Source organism: Rhizobium sp. P2_G9, from assembly GCF_056403475.1.
This window is the reverse complement of the sequence record NZ_JBFUFK010000004.1, coordinates 144,563-166,844: the sequence shown is the minus strand read 5'-3', so window position 1 is coordinate 166,844 and position 22,282 is coordinate 144,563. Positions and strand designations below refer to the sequence as shown.

General features: G+C 59.6%; 26 protein-coding genes. 15 read left to right on the top strand and 11 right to left on the bottom strand.

Going from position 1 to position 22,282, the window contains the following annotated elements:
- The first annotated feature begins 338 nt into the window (after positions 1-338).
- From AC1DYF_RS05145 to AC1DYF_RS05135, 3 genes are read left to right on the top strand one after another with little or no spacing between them, the layout of a single operon-like run.
- Complete coding sequence (locus AC1DYF_RS05145; RefSeq protein WP_477875607.1) at positions 339-1,550, top strand: RNA ligase RtcB family protein; 1,212 nt, start codon at positions 339-341, stop codon at positions 1,548-1,550.
- A complete protein-coding gene (gene prfH / locus AC1DYF_RS05140) occupies positions 1,543-2,157 on the top strand; it encodes a peptide chain release factor H (RefSeq protein WP_477875606.1) in 615 nt (204 codons plus the stop codon). Before AC1DYF_RS05145 ends, prfH begins: the two co-directional genes overlap by 8 nt.
- A 23-nt stretch (positions 2,158-2,180) precedes the next feature.
- Positions 2,181-2,789, top strand: a complete 609-nt coding sequence (locus AC1DYF_RS05135; RefSeq protein WP_477875605.1) for an NADAR family protein — start codon at positions 2,181-2,183, stop codon at positions 2,787-2,789.
- 10 nt (positions 2,790-2,799) lie between these two features.
- On the opposite strand, the gene AC1DYF_RS05130 is transcribed toward AC1DYF_RS05135, so the two are convergent.
- The gene (locus AC1DYF_RS05130) at positions 2,800-3,183 is read right to left on the bottom strand and encodes a hypothetical protein (RefSeq protein ID WP_477875604.1); all 384 of its coding nucleotides are present in this window, start codon (positions 3,181-3,183) and stop codon (positions 2,800-2,802) included.
- Complete coding sequence (locus AC1DYF_RS05125; protein ID WP_477875603.1) at positions 3,180-3,314, bottom strand: hypothetical protein; 135 nt, start codon at positions 3,312-3,314, stop codon at positions 3,180-3,182. Before AC1DYF_RS05125 ends, AC1DYF_RS05130 begins: the two co-directional genes overlap by 4 nt.
- A 43-nt stretch (positions 3,315-3,357) precedes the next feature.
- On the opposite strand from AC1DYF_RS05125, the gene prmB reads away from it, so the two are divergent.
- On the top strand, positions 3,358-4,296 hold the full coding sequence (gene prmB / locus AC1DYF_RS05120) for a 50S ribosomal protein L3 N(5)-glutamine methyltransferase (protein ID WP_477875602.1): 939 nt from the start codon (positions 3,358-3,360) through the stop codon (positions 4,294-4,296).
- A 108-nt stretch (positions 4,297-4,404) separates the two neighbouring features.
- Positions 4,405-4,758 (top strand): hypothetical protein, encoded by a 354-nt coding sequence (locus AC1DYF_RS05115; RefSeq protein ID WP_477875601.1) that lies wholly within the window; start codon positions 4,405-4,407, stop codon positions 4,756-4,758.
- A gap of 6 nt (positions 4,759-4,764) precedes the next feature.
- Here the strand turns inward: AC1DYF_RS05115 and clpS are convergent, their stop codons facing one another.
- Positions 4,765-5,073, bottom strand: coding sequence for an ATP-dependent Clp protease adapter ClpS (gene clpS / locus AC1DYF_RS05110; RefSeq protein ID WP_477875600.1), 309 nt, complete (start codon positions 5,071-5,073; stop codon positions 4,765-4,767).
- Between the two features lie 193 nt (positions 5,074-5,266).
- Here clpS and ychF point away from each other — a divergent pair, with 193 nt between their 5' ends.
- The gene (gene ychF / locus AC1DYF_RS05105; RefSeq protein WP_477875599.1) at positions 5,267-6,370 is read left to right on the top strand and encodes a redox-regulated ATPase YchF; all 1,104 of its coding nucleotides are present in this window, start codon (positions 5,267-5,269) and stop codon (positions 6,368-6,370) included.
- A gap of 40 nt (positions 6,371-6,410) precedes the next feature.
- On the opposite strand, the gene AC1DYF_RS05100 is transcribed toward ychF, so the two are convergent.
- Positions 6,411-7,316, bottom strand: a complete 906-nt coding sequence (locus tag AC1DYF_RS05100) for a hypothetical protein (RefSeq protein WP_477875598.1) — start codon at positions 7,314-7,316, stop codon at positions 6,411-6,413.
- 166 nt (positions 7,317-7,482) lie between these two features.
- On the opposite strand from AC1DYF_RS05100, the gene AC1DYF_RS05095 reads away from it, so the two are divergent.
- Complete coding sequence (locus AC1DYF_RS05095; RefSeq protein ID WP_477875597.1) at positions 7,483-8,733, top strand: glycosyltransferase family 2 protein; 1,251 nt, start codon at positions 7,483-7,485, stop codon at positions 8,731-8,733.
- Between the two features lie 6 nt (positions 8,734-8,739).
- Here AC1DYF_RS05095 and AC1DYF_RS05090 read toward each other — a convergent pair whose 3' ends face one another.
- On the bottom strand, positions 8,740-9,912 hold the full coding sequence (locus tag AC1DYF_RS05090; protein ID WP_477875596.1) for a hypothetical protein: 1,173 nt from the start codon (positions 9,910-9,912) through the stop codon (positions 8,740-8,742).
- Between the two features lie 61 nt (positions 9,913-9,973).
- Here AC1DYF_RS05090 and AC1DYF_RS05085 point away from each other — a divergent pair, with 61 nt between their 5' ends.
- The 4 genes from AC1DYF_RS05085 (at position 9,974) to AC1DYF_RS05070 (ending at position 11,676) form a co-directional block, all read left to right on the top strand.
- Positions 9,974-10,438: a MaoC family dehydratase gene (locus tag AC1DYF_RS05085; RefSeq protein WP_477875595.1), complete on the top strand. Its 465-nt coding sequence runs from the start codon at positions 9,974-9,976 to the stop codon at positions 10,436-10,438.
- A complete protein-coding gene (locus AC1DYF_RS05080) occupies positions 10,435-10,902 on the top strand; it encodes a MaoC family dehydratase (protein ID WP_477875594.1) in 468 nt (155 codons plus the stop codon). Before AC1DYF_RS05085 ends, AC1DYF_RS05080 begins: the two co-directional genes overlap by 4 nt.
- A 293-nt stretch (positions 10,903-11,195) precedes the next feature.
- Positions 11,196-11,420, top strand: coding sequence for a type II toxin-antitoxin system RelB family antitoxin (gene relB, locus AC1DYF_RS05075; protein ID WP_477875593.1), 225 nt, complete (start codon positions 11,196-11,198; stop codon positions 11,418-11,420).
- A complete protein-coding gene (locus tag AC1DYF_RS05070; RefSeq protein ID WP_477875592.1) occupies positions 11,404-11,676 on the top strand; it encodes a type II toxin-antitoxin system RelE family toxin in 273 nt (90 codons plus the stop codon). Before relB ends, AC1DYF_RS05070 begins: the two co-directional genes overlap by 17 nt.
- A gap of 21 nt (positions 11,677-11,697) precedes the next feature.
- On the opposite strand, the gene AC1DYF_RS05065 is transcribed toward AC1DYF_RS05070, so the two are convergent.
- The 4 genes from AC1DYF_RS05065 to petA all read right to left on the bottom strand — a co-directional run bounded on the left by AC1DYF_RS05065 (position 11,698) and on the right by petA (position 15,110).
- Positions 11,698-12,240 carry an adenine phosphoribosyltransferase gene (locus AC1DYF_RS05065; protein ID WP_477875591.1) on the bottom strand — a complete coding sequence of 181 codons (543 nt, stop codon included), beginning with the start codon at positions 12,238-12,240 and terminating at the stop codon, positions 11,698-11,700.
- A 118-nt stretch (positions 12,241-12,358) separates the two neighbouring features.
- A complete protein-coding gene (locus tag AC1DYF_RS05060; RefSeq protein ID WP_477875590.1) occupies positions 12,359-13,243 on the bottom strand; it encodes a cytochrome c1 in 885 nt (294 codons plus the stop codon).
- A 17-nt stretch (positions 13,244-13,260) separates the two neighbouring features.
- Positions 13,261-14,520 (bottom strand): cytochrome b, encoded by a 1,260-nt coding sequence (locus tag AC1DYF_RS05055; RefSeq protein WP_477875589.1) that lies wholly within the window; start codon positions 14,518-14,520, stop codon positions 13,261-13,263.
- A gap of 17 nt (positions 14,521-14,537) precedes the next feature.
- A complete protein-coding gene (gene petA, locus AC1DYF_RS05050) occupies positions 14,538-15,110 on the bottom strand; it encodes a ubiquinol-cytochrome c reductase iron-sulfur subunit (protein ID WP_477875588.1) in 573 nt (190 codons plus the stop codon).
- A gap of 340 nt (positions 15,111-15,450) precedes the next feature.
- Between petA and AC1DYF_RS05045 the strand changes: the two genes are divergently transcribed.
- Positions 15,451-16,410, top strand: coding sequence for an endonuclease/exonuclease/phosphatase family protein (locus AC1DYF_RS05045; RefSeq protein ID WP_477875587.1), 960 nt, complete (start codon positions 15,451-15,453; stop codon positions 16,408-16,410).
- A gap of 23 nt (positions 16,411-16,433) precedes the next feature.
- Here AC1DYF_RS05045 and AC1DYF_RS05040 read toward each other — a convergent pair whose 3' ends face one another.
- A complete protein-coding gene (locus AC1DYF_RS05040) occupies positions 16,434-18,293 on the bottom strand; it encodes an ABC transporter ATP-binding protein (protein WP_477875586.1) in 1,860 nt (619 codons plus the stop codon).
- A gap of 119 nt (positions 18,294-18,412) precedes the next feature.
- Between AC1DYF_RS05040 and denD the strand changes: the two genes are divergently transcribed.
- Genes denD through AC1DYF_RS05025 form a run of 3 tightly spaced genes read left to right on the top strand, consistent with a single transcriptional unit; the run spans position 18,413 to position 20,083 of the window.
- Entirely contained in the window at positions 18,413-19,405 is a 993-nt protein-coding gene (gene denD / locus AC1DYF_RS05035) for a D-erythronate dehydrogenase (protein WP_477875585.1), read from the top strand.
- A gap of 26 nt (positions 19,406-19,431) precedes the next feature.
- Positions 19,432-19,728: a type II toxin-antitoxin system RelE/ParE family toxin gene (locus AC1DYF_RS05030; RefSeq protein WP_477875584.1), complete on the top strand. Its 297-nt coding sequence runs from the start codon at positions 19,432-19,434 to the stop codon at positions 19,726-19,728.
- A 1-nt stretch (position 19,729) separates the two neighbouring features.
- Positions 19,730-20,083: an addiction module antidote protein gene (locus AC1DYF_RS05025; RefSeq protein WP_477875583.1), complete on the top strand. Its 354-nt coding sequence runs from the start codon at positions 19,730-19,732 to the stop codon at positions 20,081-20,083.
- Between the two features lie 54 nt (positions 20,084-20,137).
- On the opposite strand, the gene AC1DYF_RS05020 is transcribed toward AC1DYF_RS05025, so the two are convergent.
- Complete coding sequence (locus AC1DYF_RS05020; protein ID WP_477875582.1) at positions 20,138-21,997, bottom strand: ABC transporter ATP-binding protein; 1,860 nt, start codon at positions 21,995-21,997, stop codon at positions 20,138-20,140.
- Between the last annotated feature and the right edge of the window lie 285 nt (positions 21,998-22,282).

The window sequence follows — 22,282 nt, the reverse complement described above, 5'->3', positions numbered from 1 at the left end:
CAAGCCCGCACGATTTCCATCCCGGGTGTTCCATACGCCCGGGATTTTCATTTCAAGCGCCCAGTCGACCACAGCAATATCCCACCCTCTCCTCCCAAGGGCGTGTCCGTGACGCAACAGTCGCTGATTGCATTGCCTTTCGTCAAAATTGGCGCTTGAACTTCCCGACGGAAAGGTTCATCTCGGGCGCAGTTCAATTCCAGAACGGGAGCGGAAAATGACGCAGTCCATTTCCATACGCCCCACCGGGCTTAACGGCTGATCAGCGTCGACGCGCTGAGCGGACCTATCCTGCCGGCCTGAGAGCCGGCTGATTGACCTGTTCTGGATTTCTCATCATGGGCAATATTTTCGGGGATTCCGTCCCCGGCGATGGCATGCGCAAGGCTGCCATCCGCCATTTCTTCACCGCCGCAAGCTGGATCGAAGGCGCGGCTATAGAACAATTGAACCATGTCGCGGCCCTGCCCGACATGCTATCGCTCGCCGGCTTCCCCGATCTGCATCCTGGCAAATACGGTCCTGTCGGCATGACGGCGCTGGCGCATCGCCTCTATCCGCAGCTGATCGGCAACGATATCGGCTGCGGCATGTCCGTCTTCGAGCTCGATCTGCCGCTGCGCAAATTCAGGGTCGACAAGGCAGCTGAGCAGTTGCGCAAGCTCGAGGATATCGCGCTGACGGACCAGGCCGACCGGCTGGAGGCACAGGGCATGCCGGGCGATTTCTTCGCGGATTCGCTTGGCACGATCGGTGGCGGCAATCATTTCTGCGAGGTGCAGGCGGTTGCCGATGTGGTCGACGGTGACGCTGAAGGCCTGCTCGATCGCCAGCGGCTCTATCTGCTCGTCCATTCCGGCTCGCGCGCACTCGGCGCCCAAGTCTTCCGGGAAACGATCGAAGCGCACGGCTCACTCGCCGAGGGCATCGAGATGGGCACGGAGGCCGCCGTCGACTGGCTGCTCAGCCACAACGCCGCGGTGGAATGGGCCTCCGTCAATCGTCAGATGATCGCGGAACGAGCGGCCGCGGCTTTGCGCGCCGATATCAGCCTGGTCGCCGATGTGCCACATAATCTCGTTCGGCTTACTGGCGAAGGCGTGGTGCACTACAAGGGTGCCGCTGCCGTCAGTGCCGGCGCGATCGCACCGGTCGCCGGTTCACGGGCCACCCTCAGCCATCTGGTCAAGGTCCTGCCGGCGGCGGAAGAAGCCCACTGGGGCATTTCCCACGGCGCGGGCCGGAAGTATGACCGCAAGGCCATGCATGGCCGCGTCGGCGCGACACGCTCCGAGCGCGAGGCTCTTGGGGGTAATGAGTGGGGTGGCGTTGCCATCTGCGACGATCGCGCGCTGCTGATCGAGGAGGCCGCAAGTGCCTATAAGGATGCCGGCAAGGTGGTCGCCGACCTTGCCTCGTTCGGCCTCGTCCAACCGCTGGCGACCATGAAGCCGCTGGTGACCTATAAGAGCGTGCAGCCGGACCGGATAGAGCGAGAACGTTCGAAGGACCGGGACCGCTCGACGATCAGGAGGATGCGCCATGGATGAAGTGACGCTGTTCCTGACCTCCGGCAACGGCCCGGTCGAATGCCGCATCGCTCTCGCAGCCCTGCTCCGGCTGCTGGAGCGCGAAGCTGCTGCACGCACCTGCAGCTTCGAAGCGACGACCGGACCACAGCCCGACGATCACGGCCCGAAATCCGCCGTCGTCACGATTAGGGGAGCGCAAGCCGCTCTCCTGGCCGACGGCTGGTACGGCACGATCCGCTTCGTCTTCAAGAGCCCGGTCCGCAAAGGCCATCAACGCCAGAACTGGTTCGTCGGCATTCAGCGCCTCCATTTCCAAAATGCAGATATGCAAACGACAATCGACGCAAAAGACCTTCGGTTCGAAACCCTGCGCGCCGGCGGTCCTGGCGGCCAGCATCAGAACACGACGGACAGTGCCGTGCGGGCAACCCACATTCCGACCGGCATCACCGTCGTCTGCCGCGACGAACGCTCGCAACACCGCAACAAGGCCAGGGCGATCCAGCGGCTACAGACCATCCTCGACCTCATGGCGGTCCGCCGCGAAGAGGAGGACAAGGCTGCACTGTTCATGGCGAGCAAGGACCTGGAGCGCGGTAATGCGGTGAAGACATTCCGTCTGTAAGACAGGGACAAGGAGATATTTCGATGACCGAATATGTGAAGATGCGCATCACCAGCACGCATATCTATTTCGTCAGCGGCCCGTTCAGCCAATGGCACCCGTCGCCCTTTTTCGCCAGCCTCCCCGTCCTCGTCGAAGAAAGCGGAGCAGTTGAATTGGTGCCCTCAGAACAGCGCATGCAGTTTTCCCACGCGGAGCAGGCGATGATGGCGGCAAAGGCGAGCGTCTTCGGCGATGACGAGACGCTGGCCGCGATCATGGCCGCAGCGACGCCGAAGGAACAGAAAGAGCTCGGCCGCCAGGTCCGCAACTTCGATACAGTCACCTGGAGCACCGTCGCCTACCGGATCGTCTGCATCATGAATTTCAAAAAATTCAGCGCTAATCCCGATCTCAAGGCCCGTCTGCTCGGAACCGAACGCCGTCACCTCGTCGAGGGCGCCTGGTATGACCGCATCTGGGGTGTCGGTCTTTCGTGGGACGATCCGGCGATCAACGACGAGGCCAACTGGCAGGGCAGCAACTGGCTCGGCGAGGCACTGATGGCGGTCAGGACTGAACTCGCAGACAACAATCCCGATCAAGATGCCTGGACCACCCCGCGCTTCCGCAACACGCCGCCGTCACGATGACGGCGGCCATTCAGAAGAGATGGATGTTCGCCAAACGGTAGAGAAACAGGTCCCAAAGCCAGACGCAGGAACAATTGATCAAGTAGGCGATCATGCCGGACGCATCCGGGAGCAGGAGCATAGCCGCCCAGCCGCCGATCACCGTGCCGACGACGTAGTTGCGCAGGTTCTTTGGACTGTCGAGCTTATAAAATCCGGCATCGTCATATTCCGTGCCGAACAGCCGGTCGCCGAGACTGTAGCCATTGCTGACCAGCATATCCATCCACGGCTTGTCGGAAAGGCGGTCCGGCAGCACGTTGAAGACGGCGTGGCAGACATGGGCCACGGCACCCACAATGGCCAGCAGGATGCCCACGACGATGTAGTGCCAGAGATAGGCTTGCGCGATCATGTCTTGTCCTCGGCGGCCATCATAGCGCCGAGCCGATAAGTCCAGGCTAACGGCCGGATCACAATTTTAGCGAAAGCAACAACATGGAAAATCGCGATAAACAAGGTGCCTGATATGGCGCTCACGCGCATGAGCGTGTATCCGTAAGGGATTGAAGCAAGACGGATTCCGCCCATGGCCGAAAGCAAGATTACTGAAGAGCTTTTCACCCTCCGCGATTACTGGCGCTATGCGATTTCCCGCTTCCGATCGGCCAATTTGAGTTTCGGCCACGGCACCTCGACGGCCGGCGACGACGCCGCTTTCCTGATCCTCGATTCGCTCGATCTGCCAATCGACACGCTCGATCCTTTTCTCGATGCCAGGCTGACATCGGCGGAACGCAGGCTGATCGCCGACCGGATCGAAGCGCGCGTCACCACCCGCAAGCCGTCGGCCTATCTCACCGGCCGCTCCTATATCCAGGGCATCCGCTTCATCGTCGATGAGCGGGTGATCGTGCCGCGCTCCTTCATCGGCGAAATCCTGTTCTCCGAATATGACGGCGAGGAGGACTCGCTCTACCTTCCCGACCGTTTCAGCGTCGAAAGCGTCGTCGACATCTGCACCGGTTCCGGTTGTCTCGCGGTGCTCGCCGCCGGCTTGTTCCCCAACGCCGAAGTCGACGCCGTCGACCTCTCGGCCGATGCACTTGAAGTCGCCAAGCTCAACCTCGCCGAACACGAGGTCGAGAGCCGCGTCACGCTCCACAAGGGCGATCTGTTCGCACCGCTCAAGAACAGGAAATACGACCTGATCATCACCAACCCGCCCTATGTCGGCCACGAGGAACTGGCCGTTCTGCCGGACGAATACCAGGCCGAGCCAGCCATGGCCCTCGATGGCGGCGAAGATGGCCTCGACCTCGTCCGCCGCATCCTTGCCGAGGCGCCAAAACACCTCAACGCAGGCGGCGGCATGATCTGCGAGATCGGCACCGGACGTGAGTTGCTGGAAGAGGAATATCCGAATTTGGAATTCTTCTGGCTGGATACGGCGGAATCGCAGGGCGAGGTGTTCTGGGTTACGGCCGAGGGGCTTGGGGTGGGGTCGAAGAGCCCGAAGAAGAAGTGAGCGTAGACTTAGGTTATTTGGCGATATCGCAAAGTCCCTACTCCGTGACGTAGTAGGAGATCGCCCCGGGCTTTCCCTCGCTCTCAAGCAGAGCATAGGACACAATACATGGGCTACTGGCGTAAGGGTGAAGCGGCAATCTGGGATCTGATCAACGATGCATTCTTAAAGATGACCATTCCACAAAAGAGGGTTTGGGAACTCGCCAAAATCCTACCGGAAAAGTGGTCATATGAGCCTAAGCCAAGTCTGAAGAGAAAGGTATGGGTCGTAGGCGTCATCGGCAAGCAGGTCGTTTGGTACGACGACGTTTTCAATGAAATGGACGATGACTTCTGCGTCTCGGAATACGAGCGATACGGTGATATCGGAAAATATGGCGGGATAAAGCCGGGCAATAAGGGTCTCGAGGGAGTGATCGAACTCTTACGGCTGAGGATGACCGATCCGAATTACAACTAACACCCCCTACTCCTCCGGCTCTGCTGTCAGCATCAGCGGAAATCCCGCATCCTTGGCATAATCCATCGCCTCCTTGACCTTCGTCTCGGCGATATCCTTCGTATAAACCGCCACCACGCATGACCCTTTCTGGTGGGCGGTGATCATGATGTGGTAACCGGCGGATTCGCCGGTCTTGAACACCGCCTGCAGGATCATGATGACGAATTCACGTGGCGTATAGTCGTCATTGTAGAGGATCACTTTATAAAGCTTGGGCTTTTCGACCTTCGGCTTGATCTTGGTCTTCGGGACGAGAACGTCGTTGTCGGCCATCGGTAAATCTCCGATGAATGGGCACTGAGATGTTGGCGAGGACGTGGGCGGGCGTTCCATCCACGCTCCGCAAGGCCTTATATTGCATCGCGAGAGCCGCATTTTCAAGATGCTACGCCGATATCTCCTTGACCTCTCGCGCTGCATTGCCCATAGGCAACGGCAACAAGATCAGAGATGACCGGACCGATCCATGGGTTTTGAATGCGGAATTGTCGGGCTGCCGAATGTCGGCAAGTCCACCCTCTTCAACGCGCTGACGCGCACGGCGGCGGCGCAGGCGGCCAACTATCCGTTCTGCACCATCGAGCCGAATACCGGCGAAGTGGCTGTGCCTGATCCGCGCATGCAGAAACTTGCCGCGATCGCCCATTCCAAGGAAATCATCCCCACTCGAATCTCTTTCGTCGATATTGCCGGCCTCGTCCGTGGTGCCTCCAAGGGTGAAGGCCTGGGCAACAAGTTCCTCGCCAATATCCGCGAAGTCGACGCCATCGTGCATGTGCTGCGCTGCTTCGAAGACCCCGATATCACCCATGTCGAAGGCCGTATCGATCCTGTCGGCGACGCCGACACGATCGAGACGGAACTGATGCTCGCCGATCTCGAGAGCCTCGAGCGCCGGGTTGAGCAGACCCGCAAGCGTGCCACCGGCAAGGACAAGGACGCGATGGCGACGCTGCCGGTCATGGAAGCCGTCGTCAAGTTGCTCAACGACGGCAAGCCGGCGCGCCTGTTGCTGAGGACGCTTGCGGCAGACGAGATCCTTATTCTCAAGGGCCTCAACCTCTTGACCTCGCATCCGGTCCTCTATGTCTGCAACGTCGCCGAGGTTGAAGCCGCCACCGGCAACCAGCACACCGAGGCCGTAGCCAGGATGGCTAGGGATCAGGGTGCGGAATGCGTGATCATTTCCGCGGCCATCGAATCCGAAGTCGCCCAGCTTCCGGACGAAGAGTCCAAGGAATTCCTCGCAGCACTCGGCCTCGAAGAAGCCGGCCTCGACCGCCTGATCCGGGCCGGCTACCACCTGCTCGACCTGATCACCTATTTCACCGTCGGCCCGAAGGAAACCCGCGCCTGGACGATCGAGCGCGGCACCAAGGCGCCGCAGGCCGCCGGTGTGATCCACACGGATTTCGAACGCGGCTTCATCCGCGCCTTCACCATCGGCTATGACGACTTCGTCACCCTCGGCGGCGAAGTGGCCGCCAAGGAAGCCGGCAAGGCGCGCGACGAAGGCAAGGAATATGTCGTCGCTGACGGCGACGTGATCCATTTCCGCTTCAACACCTGAGTTGAACTGCGGCGCGTTTCGCAGAGCACCGTGAAGATTGCTATGCGCCGCGCCCCGGCCCCTTCGGCAGCCACCGCCATGTCAGCAGCAGGATACCGCACACAATCAAGATGGCCTCGAAGACCGGCGCCGTAACGCAGCGATTGACGCCGAGGGGAAGCGCGGCCAAAGCAGACGCGAGCACGATCGACTTCCTGTGCGTAAAGAGCGAAAGCATCAACCCCGCCAAGATCAACACCACAATCCCGCCAATCGCAACATATGTCGAATTGAGGTCGCAATTCGCCTGAAGGCTAATGCCAACGCCGGGGAAAAGACCGAATGCCATCAGCGGCAACGCGTAGAGATAGTAGACGTCTGCCATCACCGCTTGCGACCCGTTCCCCTTGCTGCCGAAATCCATCGCCAACGCCGTCACAAAAAACGGCCCTGCGATCAGCATCATTTCCACAGGCATCATCCAATACCGATAGACTTCAAGCGCTATGCTGAAGCCGTGGACTCGTCCATGCGGCACCCAGATCAGTCGCCAAATCTCGAATGGAAGGCAGACAATGACCGCCAATGCGAGAAAGTGGGAGAGTGCGCGAAGAGAGACAAACTGATAGCGCATATTCAGCAGTACGACGACCAGGGCTTCGACAGCAAACTGAATCTCAGAGTCGAATCTGTTCACAGGCGGAGGCAATAAGTCAAAGTAATACGATGGGGCGAGGAAGAAGAAGGCGACGTGGAAGAGCACCGTGTTGAGATATTCCGCCATGGACCCGTCGAGATCAGTTCTTCTGACGATTTCGAGGTTGAGTACCAACAAAAGCGTGGCAGCAAGAAAAGCTTCATTCATTCTGGCGATCGCAAACGCCACGATGCAAACAACGGCGACCAGCACATAGCCAAGATGCGACCGCGTTATCCGGCCAAGACCACTCCTAATCCGAACTTCCATTAAGCCCCTCCCCACGACCTCAGAAGCAGCAGAATTAAATCGCATCGTGCAGATATTGTGGCGGCGTAGCGAAAGGCGAAGCTGAATTCCGATTGCAAGGCCGTAACATCTCTTCAGCTTCAAGACAGGCTGTGGCGCTATTGGCATAGTCCAACGGAGGTCCTGCATGTCGGCCAAGCCCATTCTTTCCATCTGCGTTCCATCGCGCAACCGGCAGATTTACTTCCAGGAAGCGATCAAATCGCTCACCGCCTGCCCACGCGACGACGTCGAATTCGTGTTTGCCGACAATTCCGACAATCCGGCGGTCATGGATGGCTTCATGCGAGCCTTCGCTGGAGATCCGCGCATCCGCTACCTTCCCTCGCCGCCGGAGACGCTGGCGATGATGGACAATTGGGAGCGCGCGCTCGAAGCCGCGACCGGCCGGTTCGTATCCTTCATCGGCGACGACGACTTCATCGATCCCGAGCTTGCTGGCTTCCTTGCCAATCTGGAACGACAGATCGATGCCGATGCGATCTGCTGGACCGGACCGAATTACATCTGGCCGACCGAAGGCTCCCGGCCGCATATCATCTCGATCAGCCTCAACACCGGTGTCACGCTGCTTGACCGCAAGCGGCTGATGCGCAGGGCCTTCCTTTGGGAGGATTGCAGCCATGTGCCGCTCAGCGGCTGTTCGATCTATCATGGCGCGCTGTCACGCCGCCTGCTCGACCGGATTCGCAAGCTGGGCAATGGCCGCTATTTCGAATTCCCGGTCGTCGACTATGAGATGGCCTTCAAGGCGATCCTGTTCGGCGAGACCTTTGTCCATGTCGCCCGCCCCTTCTCCGTGCTGGGCGCCTGCCCAGAGTCGAATTCGCGCGCCATCGGCAATGTCGAGGCCGAGAGAAAGAGCCAGGAAGTGTTCAACAGCGAACTCGGCCGCGATCTGAACCAGGACGCGTGGAAAGCGGACATGCCGTTCGAGACCTGGCACGGCATCAGCGCTTGCATTTATGTCATCCAATATTGGCTGACGCGCCGCTACGGCATCACACATGAGGGGTTCGAACAGAAGCTCGTCGGTGCATTCGCTGCCAATTGCAGTCTTTTCCGCACGGAAGCGGAGTTCGAACTGGTCGCAGGGCGGTATCGGGAGGCGATCGCCATCTGGCAGGACGGTCGCTATCTCGAATATTTCAACCCGGTCTTCACGCCGCGTCCTGCCCCCTCCGACGCACCACGTTTCACCGGGATCAAGCCCAACGGCACGCTGGTGTTTTTCGATGACATTGCCGGCATCCAGACGCCGGGCGAACTCTTTCAGCTCTGTTCCAGCCTGCTGATCCGTCCCGGTGACATCGAGATCGACCTACGCCGATCGGTGGATCAGGACAGCCAGGCCGAGCCCGATTCCAAAGCGGCCTGAACGGCTTTAGCTCCGCATGGGTGGAACCACTGCCTGCACAGGTTCGGGCAGCACGCCGAGCACGAAGCGGCGCAAGGGCTGCCAGCCGATGCCGAGGCTGAGCACGATAGTGCCCACGGCAAGCAGGACCACGAATGCCATCGTATCGGTGGAGGACACCAGCCTCTCGAAGCCGCCTTCCGTGAGGATCACCTTGAAGGCATAACCGAAGGACAGCAGCCCGGAGGTGACGAAGGCGCGCCGATCCAGGACCACGCCGATCATCATCATAGCCAGAACTGCGACAACGATCACGACGGCCTGAAGGAGGTTGGTGTTGGCCGAGATCATGCTCGCCGTCCCCTTGAGATAGATGCAGGCCATGATCGTGTAGAGGATGGCCGGCGCCGCGGCGAGATGCATCCAGAAGGCCACATCCGATCGCCGTGTCACCCTCGATCGATCGGCAAAATCGAAGCGCAGCGCCGTGCCGAACACCAGCGCGGCAAAGACACCGAGGAAAGCGGCATAGGCAATCGGAGCATCGAAGAATTTCTCGATCTGTCCGTGGATGATAACCAGTATCGCCAGGCTAAACACGGCCGCGCCATAGCCTGCGACCAAGCCTGTGGCCAACGCGATCGGCGCCTGGTAACGCCAGAAAAAGATGAGCGTGACGATCGCAATGATCGCAAGAACGATAACCGGCTGCCATATCTCCGGCAGCTTACCCCCAAGGTCCTCGATCACCGGGTAGATGCCGAAGCTGCAGGCAATGGAAAAGGCCACGGTCAGCACGACGGCCGGCAATGCGAGGCGCTGCCGGCGCACGAGAATCTCCGCCAGCACAATGGCTGCCGGTATCACGGCATAGACAGTGGCGAGACCGGCAAGCCCCAACAGTACGACGACAACGCCGATGGTGATGAGGATATCATGGAAGCCGCGGATGAAGCGTGGCACCTCGCTTTCCTCGACGGCGGGCGCCGGTTCCGACGCAATCGGCGTATCCAGGCCATCTGCCGATAGCGCTGCTGCTGCGACGCTGTCGCCGATCCGCACGCCGCGCCCGAGCAGGAATTCGGCAAGCCGGCCGAGTTGGTCGCGCCCGATCAGCCCTTCATTCGCCGCCGCATCCAGGACAGGCAAAAGCGTGGCCTTGCGCCTTTCCCAATCGCCGAGATCATATTTCTCTTGCATCGCCCCTCCTGAAGTGATCTGCGAAGCAAAAAAGAGATTTTGGGAGGACGATGCAAGCAAAATGTCCGAGATCCGTTATTGGTACGAAGATCTGACGCCCGGGCGTGTCTTTGATCTCGGCTCCCGCACCGTCACCGCCGAAGAAATCATCCACTTCGCCAACGAATTCGACCCGCAGGATTTCCACCTCGATGCGGAAGCCGGCAAGGCAAGCATCCTGGGCGGGCTCTCCGCCTCAGGCTGGCATAGCTGCGCCATGTGGATGCGCATGTTCTACGACAATCTGCTGCACTATTCGTCCAGCCAAGGCTCGCCGGGCGTCGACATCGTCGAATGGCGCAAGCCGGTACGAGTCGGCGATACGCTGTTCGGCACGACCACAGTGGTCGACTCGCGGCCGTTGAAATCGCGCCCCGGCATCGGGCTTGTGCGCATGCAGCACACGGTGACCAACCAGAACGGCGATGTCGTCATGTTCATGGAAAATCCCGGCATGTTCCGCATGCGCGCGGAGGCCGCCGCATGAGGATGCGCGAATTGCTTGAGGTCGGCAAGCCGGTGGTCATCGGCACCTACGAATTCACCGCCGACCTGATCGTGGAATTCGCCAGGGAATTCGACCCGCATTCCTTCCACACCGATCCGGAACTCGCCAAGCAATCGCTGTTCGGTGGCCTCTGCGCCTCGGGCTGGCATGTCTGCGCCGCAGCGATGAAATGCAACGTCGCCAGTATCTACCACCAGAACGAAGCGATCCGTGCCGATGGCGGCACGCCGCCCAAACTCGGCCCTTCCCCCGGCATCCGCAATCTCAAATGGCTGAAGCCAGTCTTCGCGGGAGATACCGTCACCTATTCGATGCAGTTCAACGGCGACGCTCCGGTTCCGCACCGCCCGGGCCGGCATATCTGCAATCTGACCTATGAGGGGGTCAACCAGCACGGTGAGACGGTGATGCGGTTTGACTGCGGCGTGGTGGAGTTTGAGTGAATTTTCCCGGCGATGACAAAAGACAATAGGTTGGGGCAGAGCCATGTTAGAAAGTGAATCGGCACCGGAACAAGGCGTCGACAAATGGATTGCAAAGTAAATACCAGCAAGGGAAGCGTGGCTTTTCGAAAGCGCAGATGGACTCGAACGCGTTTTGAAGGGTCTCTCTGACGCTAGCGCAGGAAAAACGCGGGTTCGCAGCAATTTTGTACCGTTCATCGATGATAGTGCCGAAGAACACTGTCGTTGAAGACTGCTGCTGGTTCCGTTAGAGTTGGGGAAAGGAGCATCGAATGATCGCACTCAACCTTCCTCCGGAAATAGAACGTCGGCTTGATCAGCTGGAGAAAGCGACTGGTCGCACCAAGTCGTCATTTCTTGAGGAGGCGATCATCGAATATCTGGGAGATCTTGAAGACCTCTATCTTGCCGAGCAGGAATTGCAGGATATCAAAGACGGCAAATCCGGTACGACGCCACTCTCCGAGGTTATGAGGCGTTATGGTCTGGGAAATTGAACTTTCCAACCTGGCCATAAGAAATCTCGACGATATCGATCACGTACAGTCCCAGCGAATATTGAAGTTCCTCTTTGAGCGTGTCGCCAAACTGGACGACCCACGCGGCATCGGCGAGGCCTTAAGAGGCTCGAAACTCGGGAATTTCTGGAAATACCGAGTCGGTGACTACCGCGTTATCGCCGACATCGAAGACAAAGTTCTCAAAATCGTCGTTGTCCGGATAGGTGACCGGCGAGACATCTATAAGCGGTGATCTCCGCACCTCTCGATCGCGTCAATGTCCCGCGAAATCGATCAGCGTCAACACGTTGACGCCGAGCGCTTCCAGCTTCTTCCGGCCGCCAAGCTCCGGCAGGTCGATGATGAAGCAGGCGGCAACGATATCCGCCCCCATCTGCTTGAGCAGCTTGGTCGCGCCCTCAGCGGTGCCACCCGTCGCAACCAGGTCGTCGACCAGGATCACCTTTTCGCCGGGCTGCACCGCGTCGCGATGCATTTCCATCTCATCGACGCCGTATTCGAGACTGTAGGCGATCCGCACGGTGTCGTGCGGCAGCTTGCCCTTCTTGCGGATCGGGATAAAGCCTGCCGACATCTGGTGCGCCATGGCGCCGCCGAGGATGAAGCCGCGCGCCTCGATGCCGGCGATCTTGTCGATCTTCATGCCAGCAAAAGGGTGCACCAGCTCGTCGATGGCGCGCCGAAACGCCTGCGGATTGCCGAGCAGCGTGGTGATGTCACGAAACATGATCCCCGGCTTCGGATAATCCGGAATGGTGCGGATCGCCGCAAGCAGTGTTTCCCGAGCTGAGCTCATATCACCGTCCATGAGTTGGAAATTCGAAAAGAAAGGCCGACGGACATTATCAAGCCACCGGCGTTTTGGCAGCAAAAAAGGCGGCACGAGGCCGCCTTTCGCAAATCTCAGCAATCGATCAGTGCGCGCCGCCGGTGATCGAGCGCTTGGTGAGCCAGACCAGCACGGCAAGGCCCAGCAGGAAGATCATCACCATGAAGCCGGTCCGCTTGCGTTCCTCAAGCTTCGGTTCAGCCGCCCACATCATGAAGGATGCGACATCCCGCGAATATTGGTCGACAGTCTGCGGCGTACCGTCTTCGTACTCGACCTGATCCTTGGCAATCGGCGGCGGCATTTTCAGCGCCGGGCCGCTGGCGAAGTGCGGATTGAAATGCGTGCCTTCCGGAACCTTGAAGCCTGCCGGTGGATCGACATAGCCTGTTATCAGCGAGTGGATATAATCCGGCCCGCCTTCCTGGTAGCCGCCGACGATCGGGATCATGTCGAAGATGAATTGCGGGAAGCCGCGCTCCACGCCGCGTGCCTTGGCAAGCAGCGAGAAGTCCGGCGGCACCGCGCCGCCATTGGAAGCGGCAGCCGCTTCGTCATTCGCGAACGGGGGCGGGAAATAGTCGGACGGAACCGCCTTGCGGGTGAACATCTCACCGGCGGCATTCGGCCCGTCCTGCACTTCATATCCGGCAGCGAAGGCTTTCACCTGCGCTTCGGTATAGCCGAGGTCTTCCAGGTTGCGGAAGGCGACGCGCTTCATCGAATGGCAGTTCGAACAGACTTCCTTGTAGACCTTGAGGCCGCGCTGCAGCTGCCCCTTGTCGTATTTGCCGAAGATACCGGCAAAGGTCCACTTTTCCTGCTCCGGTTCGAGGATCGGATAATGTCCCGCCTCCGTGGCATGCGCCACGGCCGCGGCCAGATCATCCTTCTTTTCCTCCGCCGCGAAGGCGATGCCAGCGCCGGCAACGGCAGCGACGAGGACGATGCTCGTGATAAGCTCTTTCATCGGTCCCATCCCCTCCATCAAGCCCTGGCAGTCTTTTCAAGCACGGCTTCCGTAATCGAGTTCGGAATCCGTCTTGGTGTCTCTACCAGGCCCAGGACAGGCATGATGACGAGGAAGAAGGCGTAGTAGTAAAGCGTGCCAAGCTGCGCCATCAGCGTGAAGATACCGCTCGGTTGCTGCGAACCGAGCCAGCCCAGCATCAGCGCGTTGGCGACGAACAGCCAGAAGAACAGCTTGTACCACGGACGATAAACCGCCGACCGGACCTTGGACGTGTCGAGCCAGGGCAGAAAGAACAGCACGAGGATCGAGCCGAACATCACCAGAACGCCGCCGAGCTTGGAGTCGATCGGGCCGACATTGAAGGTGATGGCGCGCAACATGGCGTAGAACGGCAGGTAATACCATTCCGGAACGATGTGAGCCGGCGTCTTCAGCGGATTGGCGTCGATATAGTTGTCCGGATGACCGAGGAAGTTCGGCATGTAGAAGACGAACCAGGCAAAGGCCAACAGGAAGATGACCGTGCCGAAAGCGTCCTTCAGCGTCGCATAGGGCGTGAACGGAACGGTATCGGTCTTCGACTTGACTTCAACGCCCGTCGGGTTCGTCTGGCCGGTGACATGCAGCGCCCAGATATGCAGGATGACGACGCCGGCGATCATGAACGGCAGCAGGTAATGCAGCGAGAAGAAGCGATTGAGCGTCGGGTCGCCGACGGCAAAGCCGCCGAGCAGGAACTGCTGGATCCACTCACCCACCCAGGGGAAGGCCGAGAAGAAACCGGTGATGACCGTCGCACCCCAGAAGGACATCTGACCCCAGGGCAGAACATAGCCCATGAAGCCGGTTGCCATCATCAAGAGGTAGATGACCACGCCGAGAATCCAGAGGATTTCGCGCGGCGCCTTGTAGGAGCCGTAGTAGAGGCCGCGGGCGATGTGCAGGTAGACGGCGATGAAGAAGAACGAGGCGCCGTTGGAATGCATGTAGCGCAACAGCCAGCCGTGATTGACGTCACGGGTGATCTTCTCGACCGATTCGAACGCGACCGTGGTATCGGCTGCATAGTGCATCGCCAGCACGACGCCGGTCAGGATCTGCACCACCAGCATCACCGCCAGCATGGCGCCGAAAGTGTAGGCGTAGTTCAAATTCCGCGGCACCGGATAGGCAACAAAGGAATCGTAGACCATGCGCGGCAGCGGCAGGCGGGAATCCACCCATTTCTCAATGCCCGTGCGTGGCTCGTAGGTTGAATGATGATCAGCGCTCATATCTAGTGTGTCCCCTCTCAACCGATACGAATGACCTTGTCCGAAATAAAGGCGGCCTTCGGGATCGCCATATTCTCCGGAGCAGGACCTTTGCGGATGCGGCCGGCTGTATCATACTGCGAGCCATGGCAAGGACAGAACCAACCGCCGAATTCCCCCGATTCGCCGAGCGGCACGCAGCCCAGATGCGTACAGACGCCAACCATCACCAGCCAGTCTTCCTTACCCTGCATCGAGCGATCCGCGGCCGTGGCAACGGCGTCAGCGGGCAGGTTGGCGTTGCGTGCGACCGGATCCTTGAGATCGTCGATCTTGACGGTCTTGGCGTCAGCGACTTCCTTCTCGGTGCGGTTGCGGATGAAGACCGGCTTGCCGCGCCACTTGACCGTCAGCGACTGGCCCTTTTCCAGCGCGCCGACATCCACTTCAATCGAGGCGAGCGCGAGCGTCGAAGCGTCCGGGCGCATCTGATCGATAAACGGCCAGGCAACTGCAACCGCGCCGACAGCGCCTGCCATGCCCGTGGTCAAATACAGGAAATCACGGCGGGTCGGACCCGCTTCCCCACTCGTCGTGTCGTGTCCGCTCACGGCTTCTCCATCCTCTCAACGAAAGAATTCGTCCCTAGCACTCCCAAGAGAAGGCTCCCCCTTGGCCACAAAGCGACCATAGATTCCCCCACTTTCGGGCGCGTTCTAAGCTTGATTGCCGGATAAGTCCAGACTTGGCAAGGGGCCACGGGCACAATGTCGCGGTAATTTTGCCGCAGCATGCGAGCCATTTGCAGGAATTGACTTTTTTGCCCAAAACCGTATCGAAAATGTCATAGAAATCGGTTCAAAAGGCCTGCCGCACAGGGTCAAACCAGCACATTTGCCGGTATCTGACCCGTCCATCCACAGATCCCCATCAAGCTCATCCGGAAAGTCCATGAAAAGCATTTCCCTCGTCCTTGGCACGCTTGCCACGATCGTGCTCGCGCTCGTCGCCGCGCGCTATGTCTCCGGCTGGTGGCTGTTCTGGACGTTCGCCAGCATGCAGATCCATCTGGCGATTGTGGCCTTCGTCCTCGGCCTGCTGAGCTTCATCTTCCGCCGCCACATGCTCAATGTCCTGATCATGCTGGCAGCGATTGCCATCGCCGGCCACGGCTTCGTCATGCTGGGCGAATTCCGCCAGCCGGCGCTGGAAAACTATGGCGACATACCCACGGCAAAACTCCTGTCGCTCAATATCGAGGGCGACAATTCCTTCGCCAATGGCAAGAAGATCGCCGACTATATGATCAGCTCCGGCGCCGACGTGATCTTCATCCAGGAATCGGCACCGCTCTTCCCCGAACTCGCGCGCATCAGCGTCGCTTATCCCTACCGGCTCGGCTGCGGCAATTTCACCATCACCTGTGACAGCTCGGTCTGGTCGAAGAAGCCGTTCGTCAACAGCCTGGTCAAGACGGCGAGCCCGATCTACCGCGACCGGCTGCAGATCGCCTCGATCGAATTCGGCGGCAAGGTGATCAATTTCGCCAATGTCCACCTCACCAAGCCCTATTTCGATAATTTCCAGGCAATCGAGCTGAAGAAGATCACCGAGTGGCTGGACAAGGTCCAGGGCCCGCTAGTGCTGGAAGGCGATTTCAACTCCACCGTCCTGAACCCCGTTGTCCAGCGCTTCATCCGGGACAGGAAATTGATGACCGTAGACAACGAGCCCGCCACCATTCCGGTGCAGTTGCCACAACTCGGCATGGCCATCGACCACCTCTTCGTGCAAGACCCGATGCGCATCACATCGCTGAAGCGTGTGCCGGACCCGATCGGCTCGAACCATTTCGGCCTGATGTCTGAAGTCACGCTGATCGACCCCACAGCCAGCTATCCGCCGAAGTGATTCAGCGATGCATTCGCGGCAGTTCAGGTATCGGCGGCGATAAATCCGCCCGACTGCCGCGCCCAGAGTTCCGCATAAAGTCCGCCGCGCGCCAGCAGCGCCTGATGCGTCCCATCCTCGACGATCTTGCCCTTGTCCATCACCACCAGCCGATCGAGATGGGCGATGGTCGACAGCCGATGGGCAATGGCGATCACCGTGCGGCCATGCATCAGCCGTTCGAGATTTTGCTGGATCGCCGCCTCGACTTCCGAGTCGAGCGCCGACGTCGCTTCGTCCAGCACCAGGATCGGCGCATTCTTGAGCAGCATGCGGGCGATCGCCACACGTTGCCGCTGGCCGCCGGACAGTTTCACGCCACGCTCGCCGACATGGGCGTCATAGGCCTTGCGGCCCCGAAAATCGACGAGGCCAGCGATGAAGGCATCGGCCTCAGCTTCCTCGGCAGCGCGATGCATCGCCTCTTCCGTCGCTTCCGGCCGGCCGAACATGATATTGTCGCGGATCGACCGATGCAGGAGCGCGGTATCCTGCGTCACCATGCCGATCTGCCGGCGAAGCGATTCCTGCGTCACATCCGCGATGTCCTGGCCGCTGATCAGGATACGGCCGCTTTCGAGATCGTAAAAACGCAGCAGCAGATTGACCAGCGTCGTCTTGCCCGCCCCCGAACGGCCGATGATGCCCACCTTCTCACCCGGCGCGATCGACAGGCTGAACTTGTCGAGAACTTCGGCGCCTTTGCCGTAGTGGAAGCTGACATTGTCGAAGGTGATTGAGGGCGCGCGCATGACCAGCGGCGGTGCACCCGGCTGGTCGACCAGCCCGATAGGCTGCGAGATCATTTCAGCCGTATTCTGGATCGTGCCGATATTGCGCATGATCGCGTTGAAACTGCTCATCATCCGGCCGAGCAGCATGTTCATCCGCAGCACCAGGCCGAGTGTGAAGGCCACCGAGCCGGTGGTGATCGCGCCGTCCAGCCAGAGCTGAATGGTCATGGCGCCGACCGCCGTGATCATCAGCCCCGACAGGAACGCAAGCGACGAGCGCACGCTGGTCAGATAGCGGGTGAAGGGTATCAGCGACTGCTGGAACAGATCGAAGCCGTCACGGATGTAGCGGTCATTGTCCTCTTCGCGGCCGAACAGTTTCAGCGTCTGGATATTGGAATAGGAATCCGTCAGCCGCCCGTTGAGCATCGAAGAGACTTCCGCCGTGTCGCGCGCATGCTTGCGCACATAGGGCACATAGTAACGCGCCAGGCAGAGGAAGATGGCGATCCAGACGAGAATGATGGCACCAAGCCGCCAGTCGAGGCGCGTTACAAGCAACACCGTCGTCAGCGTGTAGATCACCATGAACCAGGCGACCTGCATCAGCGACACCATGAGATCACCGACCGCCTGCCCGCCGGACCAGACCTTGGCAACGATGCGGCCGGCAAAATCATTATGGAAGAAGGTCAGCGACTGGCGCGAGATATGCACATGCGCCTGCCAGCGCGTCAGGTTGAAGAAACCGGGCACCACGGTCTGCTCTTCGACCAGGGCATTGAGTGCGATTGCCGCAAAGCGCACGCCCATCACCACGAAGGCCATGCCGAGGATTTCCAGCCCATGCGTCTGAAAGAGACCACTCCACCCCTTGTGCGGCCCGACGCTATCGAGAATGTCGACCAGCCCGCCCGTGAACCAGAAGAGCGCCGCCTCCAGCATCGCGGTGATGCCGCCGAGCACCAGCATCGCCAGGAACGGCCCTTTGGCCTGCGACACATAATACCAGATGAAGGCGAGCGTGCTTTCCGGCGGCCGATAACTCGGCCTTGGGCGGAATGGATCGATCCAGGTTTCGAAGAATTGAGCGACGCGGCGAAAGATCATGGGCAGGATATAGGCGGATTCTGTGGCGCGGCAAAGACATGGACTGCGGCGTGTCGCCTATGCTTGCAAAGTCTTGTCGGGCGGCTCTATTGGTATGACAAATCATCGGAGGAATTTCCATGCATATCGCGACAATCGGCGCCGCCGGCATGATCGGCCGCAAGCTCACCGACAGGCTGGTCAGGGATGGCGCACTCGACGGCAAGACAATCGACCGTCTCACGCTCGCTGATGTCGTGCCAGCGGACAGTCCAGCCGGATTTTCCGGCCAGGCCGATGTCCGGAGCGGCGATTTTTCCGACGCGGGCGAGATCCAGAAGCTGGTCGACATTCGTCCCGACGTGATCTTTCACCTTGCCGCGATCGTATCCGGCGAGGCTGAGGCGGATTTCGAGAAGGGCTACCGCATCAACATGGACGGCATGCGGCACTTGCTCGAAGCCATTCGGCTCGCCCATCTTTCGGACGGCTACAAGCCGCGCCTGGTATTCACCTCCTCGCTCGCCGTTTTCGGCCCGCCCTTCCCCGCAATCATCCCCGATGAATTCCACCTGACGCCCGCCACCAGCTACGGCACGCAGAAGGCAATCTGCGAACTGCTGCTGTCAGACTATAGCCGCAAAGGCTTCGTCGACGGCGTCGGTATCCGCCTGCCGACCATCTGCGTGCGGCCCGGCAGACCCAACCGCGCCGCCTCCGGCTTCTTCTCCGGCATCATCCGCGAACCACTCAACGGCGTCGAAGCGATCCTGCCCGTGGCCGACACCGTACGGCATTGGCACGCCTCCCCCCGCTCCGCCGTCGGCTTCCTCATCCACGCCGCCGGCCTCGATACAAGCCGGCTCGGCAACGACCGCAGCATTTCCATGCCCGGCGTCTCCGCCACCGTCGGCGACGAGATCGAAGCACTGAGGAAGGTTGCCGGTGAAAAGGCCGTCAGCCTGATTCGGCGGGAGCCGGACGAGACCATTCAGCGGATCGTCGGAGGATGGGCTGAGCAGTACGACCCGCGCCGGGCGCTGGAATTGGGGTTCCGGGCGGATGCGTCGTTCGAGGCGATCATCCGGGCACATATAGAAGATGAGATGGGAGGCAGAGTCGCGGTCGGTTGATATATTGTGATTTATAGGTTACATTGATGTATGAGATTGTCCAATCGGAAACATACCGGAAGTGGGAAACGGGTTTGCGCGATCGGCTGGCGCGTGCTTTCATTGCCGCAAGGTTGGATAAACTCCGCTACGGGTTGATGGGCGATGTTCGACCTGTGGGTGAAGGCGTAAGCGAATTGAAGATTCACTACGGACCGGGTTATCGAATCTACTTTCAGATGCACGGCAGAGAAATGATCATTCTGCTTTGTGGCGGCGACAAGAGCAGCCAAGCACGTGACATAAAGCGAGCCAAAGAATTGGCCGGTATGCGAGATTGTTGAAATGAAAGAAAAATTCGTTCCCTACGATCCGGCCGAAGCGCTCACTTCCGACGCAGCCGTCGAAGTTTTTATGAATGACGCATTCGAGACCGATAATACAGGCTACATCGTGCATGCCATCGGGGTCGCCGCCCGCGCCAAGGGTATGTCCAAGATCGCTGACGAGACCGGTCTCGCGCGTGAGGCGCTCTACCGCTCCTTCAGTGAGGAAGGCAATCCCAGCATAAAATCAACGATAGCCGTACTGAAATCGCTAGGGCTTGTTTTATCCGTACGATCACTGGCGGTAGTCGAGGCCGAGCGCCAGAAAATGACTGGTGACAACGAGGACACCGCCTCCGAGGCGGCCGAATAAAAATGCCGGAGCTCTCACCCCGGCATTTCTTTACCCTCAAGCGGCTTCGACCTTCTATTCCGCAGCCGCCTCGACCTCTGCCTCCGCATCGTCCGCGATGAATCCGCCGGATTGCCGGCGCCAGAGGTCGCTATAGATGCCGCCGCTGGCAACGAGTTCGGCATGCGTGCCCTCCTCGCGGATCACACCCTTGTCGAGCACGACGAGCCTATCCATTTCCGTCAGCGTCGACAGACGATGGGCGATCGCGATCACCGTCTTGCCCTCCATCAGCTCGAACAGGTTCTCCTGGATCGCCTGTTCGACTTCCGAGTCGAGCGCCGAAGTCGCTTCGTCCAGCACCAGGATCGGCGCGTCCTTGAGGAAGACGCGGGCGATCGCGACGCGCTGCCGCTGTCCACCGGAAAGCTTGACGCCACGTTCGCCGACCTGGGCATCGAGCCCGACGCGGCCCTGCGGGTCGACGAGGCTCTCGATGAAGTCCCAGGCGTTCGCCCGCTTTGCCGCCTCGATCACCTCGGCGTCGCTGGCGCCCGGCTTGCCATAGGCGATGTTATCGCGCACGGAGCGATGCAGCAGCGAGGTGTCCTGCGTCACCACACCGATCTTGCTCCTGAGGCTATCCTGCGTCACACGGCTGACATCCTCGCCATCGATGCGGATCTGCCCACTCTCGATGTCGTAGAAACGCAAGAGGATGTTCATCAGCGTCGTCTTGCCGGCGCCAGACCGGCCGACCAAGCCGACCTTCTCACCCGGCTGAATCGAAAGGGTGATGTCGCTGATCACGCCCTTGGCTTTGCCGTAGTGGAAATTGACGCGGTCGAACTCGATCCGGCCCTTCGGCGCGGCAAGGGGTTTGGCGTCCTCGACGTCGCTGATCTCCTGCTTCTTCGACAGCATTGCCATGCCGTCATAGACGGTGCCGACATTCTCGAACAGCGCCGAGACTTCCCACATGATCCACTGCGACATGCCGTTGACGCGCAGCGCCAGCGAAATCGCCACGGCAATCACGCCGGTCGAGATCGAGCCATGCATCCAGAACCAGATCRACAGTCCCGCCGTCAGCAATGCCAGAACCGCATTGTTGAAATAGACGAGCGCCTGGAACATCGTCACATAGCGCATCTGGCCATGCACGGTGTGCAGGAATTCATCCATCGCCGACTTCGCATAGTCCTCCTCGCGACCGGCATGCGAAAACAGCTTTACCGTCGCGATATTGGTGTAGCTGTCGACGATGCGGCCGGTCATGCTCGAACGCGCATCGGCCTGCCGCTCGGAAATCTTGCGGAGACGCGGAATGAAGAACCAGAGGATCGACGAATAGACGATCAGCCACAGCCCCAGCGGGCCTATCAGCCGCCAATCGGCCGAACCGATGATGACGAACATCGAGATGAAATAGCTTAGCACGTAAACGAAAACGTCGAGCACCTTCATCGCCACTTCGCGCACGGCGAGCGATGTCTGCATCACCTTGGTCGCGACGCGTCCGGCAAATTCATTGGCGAAGAAGCTCATGCTCTGCCGCAGCAGATAGCGGTGCATCTGCCAGCGGCCGATCATCGGATAGTTGCCGAGCAGGACCTGATGGATCATGAAGGCCTGCAGGATGACCAGGCTTGGCAGGCCGATACCGGCAAACAGGCCCATGCCGAGCAACCGCCAGCCTTCCTTGTCCAGAAAAGTCTTCGGATCGGATTTCGACAACCAATCGACGATCTGGCCGAGGAAATTGAACATAATCACTTCGCCGACGCCGATCAGAGCGGTTGCCACCGCCATGCCGACCAGCCACCAAAGGACGGGACGCGAATAGTGCATGATGAATGGGAACAGCCCTTCCGGTGGCCGCGTCGGCTCTTCGGACGGATAGGGGTTTACGCGTTTTTCGAACCAGGCGAACATTTTGAAGCTCTCCAGAGAAGAGACATGATCGGCATGTCTCCCGGGGCCGATCGGCAAGAAAATCGCAGCAAAAGCCATGCTGCAAATGTCAATCGATGATTTTCAGAAGGCGAAGGAATTGAAATTCAGGATGAATATGGGGTCATCCGGCGGAGGCGCCAAGCGTGGGTTACAATATCCATAACGGCCTCCTTTTCCTTCGTGTTGGAGATGCGCTTCAATAACCTGATTTTTGCCAGATCGCCAGAGCCTTGCCCAAACTTTCGGCAGAATGTGGTGATGCCG

What these genes read in the sequence shown, in the direction of transcription:
- AC1DYF_RS05135 (WP_477875605.1), top strand. Translation starts at nt 2,181, where the DNA reads ATGACCGAATATGTGAAGATGCGCATCACCAGCACGCATATCTATTTC.
- AC1DYF_RS05085 (WP_477875595.1), top strand. Translation starts at nt 9,974, where the DNA reads ATGTCCGAGATCCGTTATTGGTACGAAGATCTGACGCCCGGGCGTGTC.
- AC1DYF_RS05100 (WP_477875598.1), bottom strand. Translation starts at nt 7,316, where the DNA reads ATGGAAGTTCGGATTAGGAGTGGTCTTGGCCGGATAACGCGGTCGCAT.
- AC1DYF_RS05090 (WP_477875596.1), bottom strand. Translation starts at nt 9,912, where the DNA reads ATGCAAGAGAAATATGATCTCGGCGATTGGGAAAGGCGCAAGGCCACG.
- AC1DYF_RS05055 (WP_477875589.1), bottom strand. Translation starts at nt 14,520, where the DNA reads ATGAGCGCTGATCATCATTCAACCTACGAGCCACGCACGGGCATTGAG.
- clpS (WP_477875600.1), bottom strand. Translation starts at nt 5,073, where the DNA reads ATGGCCGACAACGACGTTCTCGTCCCGAAGACCAAGATCAAGCCGAAG.
- ychF (WP_477875599.1), top strand. Translation starts at nt 5,267, where the DNA reads ATGGGTTTTGAATGCGGAATTGTCGGGCTGCCGAATGTCGGCAAGTCC.
- AC1DYF_RS05065 (WP_477875591.1), bottom strand. Translation starts at nt 12,240, where the DNA reads ATGAGCTCAGCTCGGGAAACACTGCTTGCGGCGATCCGCACCATTCCG.
- AC1DYF_RS05125 (WP_477875603.1), bottom strand. Translation starts at nt 3,314, where the DNA reads ATGCGCGTGAGCGCCATATCAGGCACCTTGTTTATCGCGATTTTCCAT.
- AC1DYF_RS05115 (WP_477875601.1), top strand. Translation starts at nt 4,405, where the DNA reads ATGGGCTACTGGCGTAAGGGTGAAGCGGCAATCTGGGATCTGATCAAC.
- AC1DYF_RS05145 (WP_477875607.1), top strand. Translation starts at nt 339, where the DNA reads ATGGGCAATATTTTCGGGGATTCCGTCCCCGGCGATGGCATGCGCAAG.
- denD (WP_477875585.1), top strand. Translation starts at nt 18,413, where the DNA reads ATGCATATCGCGACAATCGGCGCCGCCGGCATGATCGGCCGCAAGCTC.
- AC1DYF_RS05040 (WP_477875586.1), bottom strand. Translation starts at nt 18,293, where the DNA reads ATGATCTTTCGCCGCGTCGCTCAATTCTTCGAAACCTGGATCGATCCA.
- AC1DYF_RS05080 (WP_477875594.1), top strand. Translation starts at nt 10,435, where the DNA reads ATGAGGATGCGCGAATTGCTTGAGGTCGGCAAGCCGGTGGTCATCGGC.
- prmB (WP_477875602.1), top strand. Translation starts at nt 3,358, where the DNA reads ATGGCCGAAAGCAAGATTACTGAAGAGCTTTTCACCCTCCGCGATTAC.
- AC1DYF_RS05130 (WP_477875604.1), bottom strand. Translation starts at nt 3,183, where the DNA reads ATGATCGCGCAAGCCTATCTCTGGCACTACATCGTCGTGGGCATCCTG.
- AC1DYF_RS05025 (WP_477875583.1), top strand. Translation starts at nt 19,730, where the DNA reads ATGAAAGAAAAATTCGTTCCCTACGATCCGGCCGAAGCGCTCACTTCC.
- relB (WP_477875593.1), top strand. Translation starts at nt 11,196, where the DNA reads ATGATCGCACTCAACCTTCCTCCGGAAATAGAACGTCGGCTTGATCAG.
- AC1DYF_RS05045 (WP_477875587.1), top strand. Translation starts at nt 15,451, where the DNA reads ATGAAAAGCATTTCCCTCGTCCTTGGCACGCTTGCCACGATCGTGCTC.
- AC1DYF_RS05070 (WP_477875592.1), top strand. Translation starts at nt 11,404, where the DNA reads ATGGTCTGGGAAATTGAACTTTCCAACCTGGCCATAAGAAATCTCGAC.
- AC1DYF_RS05060 (WP_477875590.1), bottom strand. Translation starts at nt 13,243, where the DNA reads ATGAAAGAGCTTATCACGAGCATCGTCCTCGTCGCTGCCGTTGCCGGC.
- prfH (WP_477875606.1), top strand. Translation starts at nt 1,543, where the DNA reads ATGGATGAAGTGACGCTGTTCCTGACCTCCGGCAACGGCCCGGTCGAA.
- AC1DYF_RS05095 (WP_477875597.1), top strand. Translation starts at nt 7,483, where the DNA reads ATGTCGGCCAAGCCCATTCTTTCCATCTGCGTTCCATCGCGCAACCGG.
- AC1DYF_RS05030 (WP_477875584.1), top strand. Translation starts at nt 19,432, where the DNA reads ATGTATGAGATTGTCCAATCGGAAACATACCGGAAGTGGGAAACGGGT.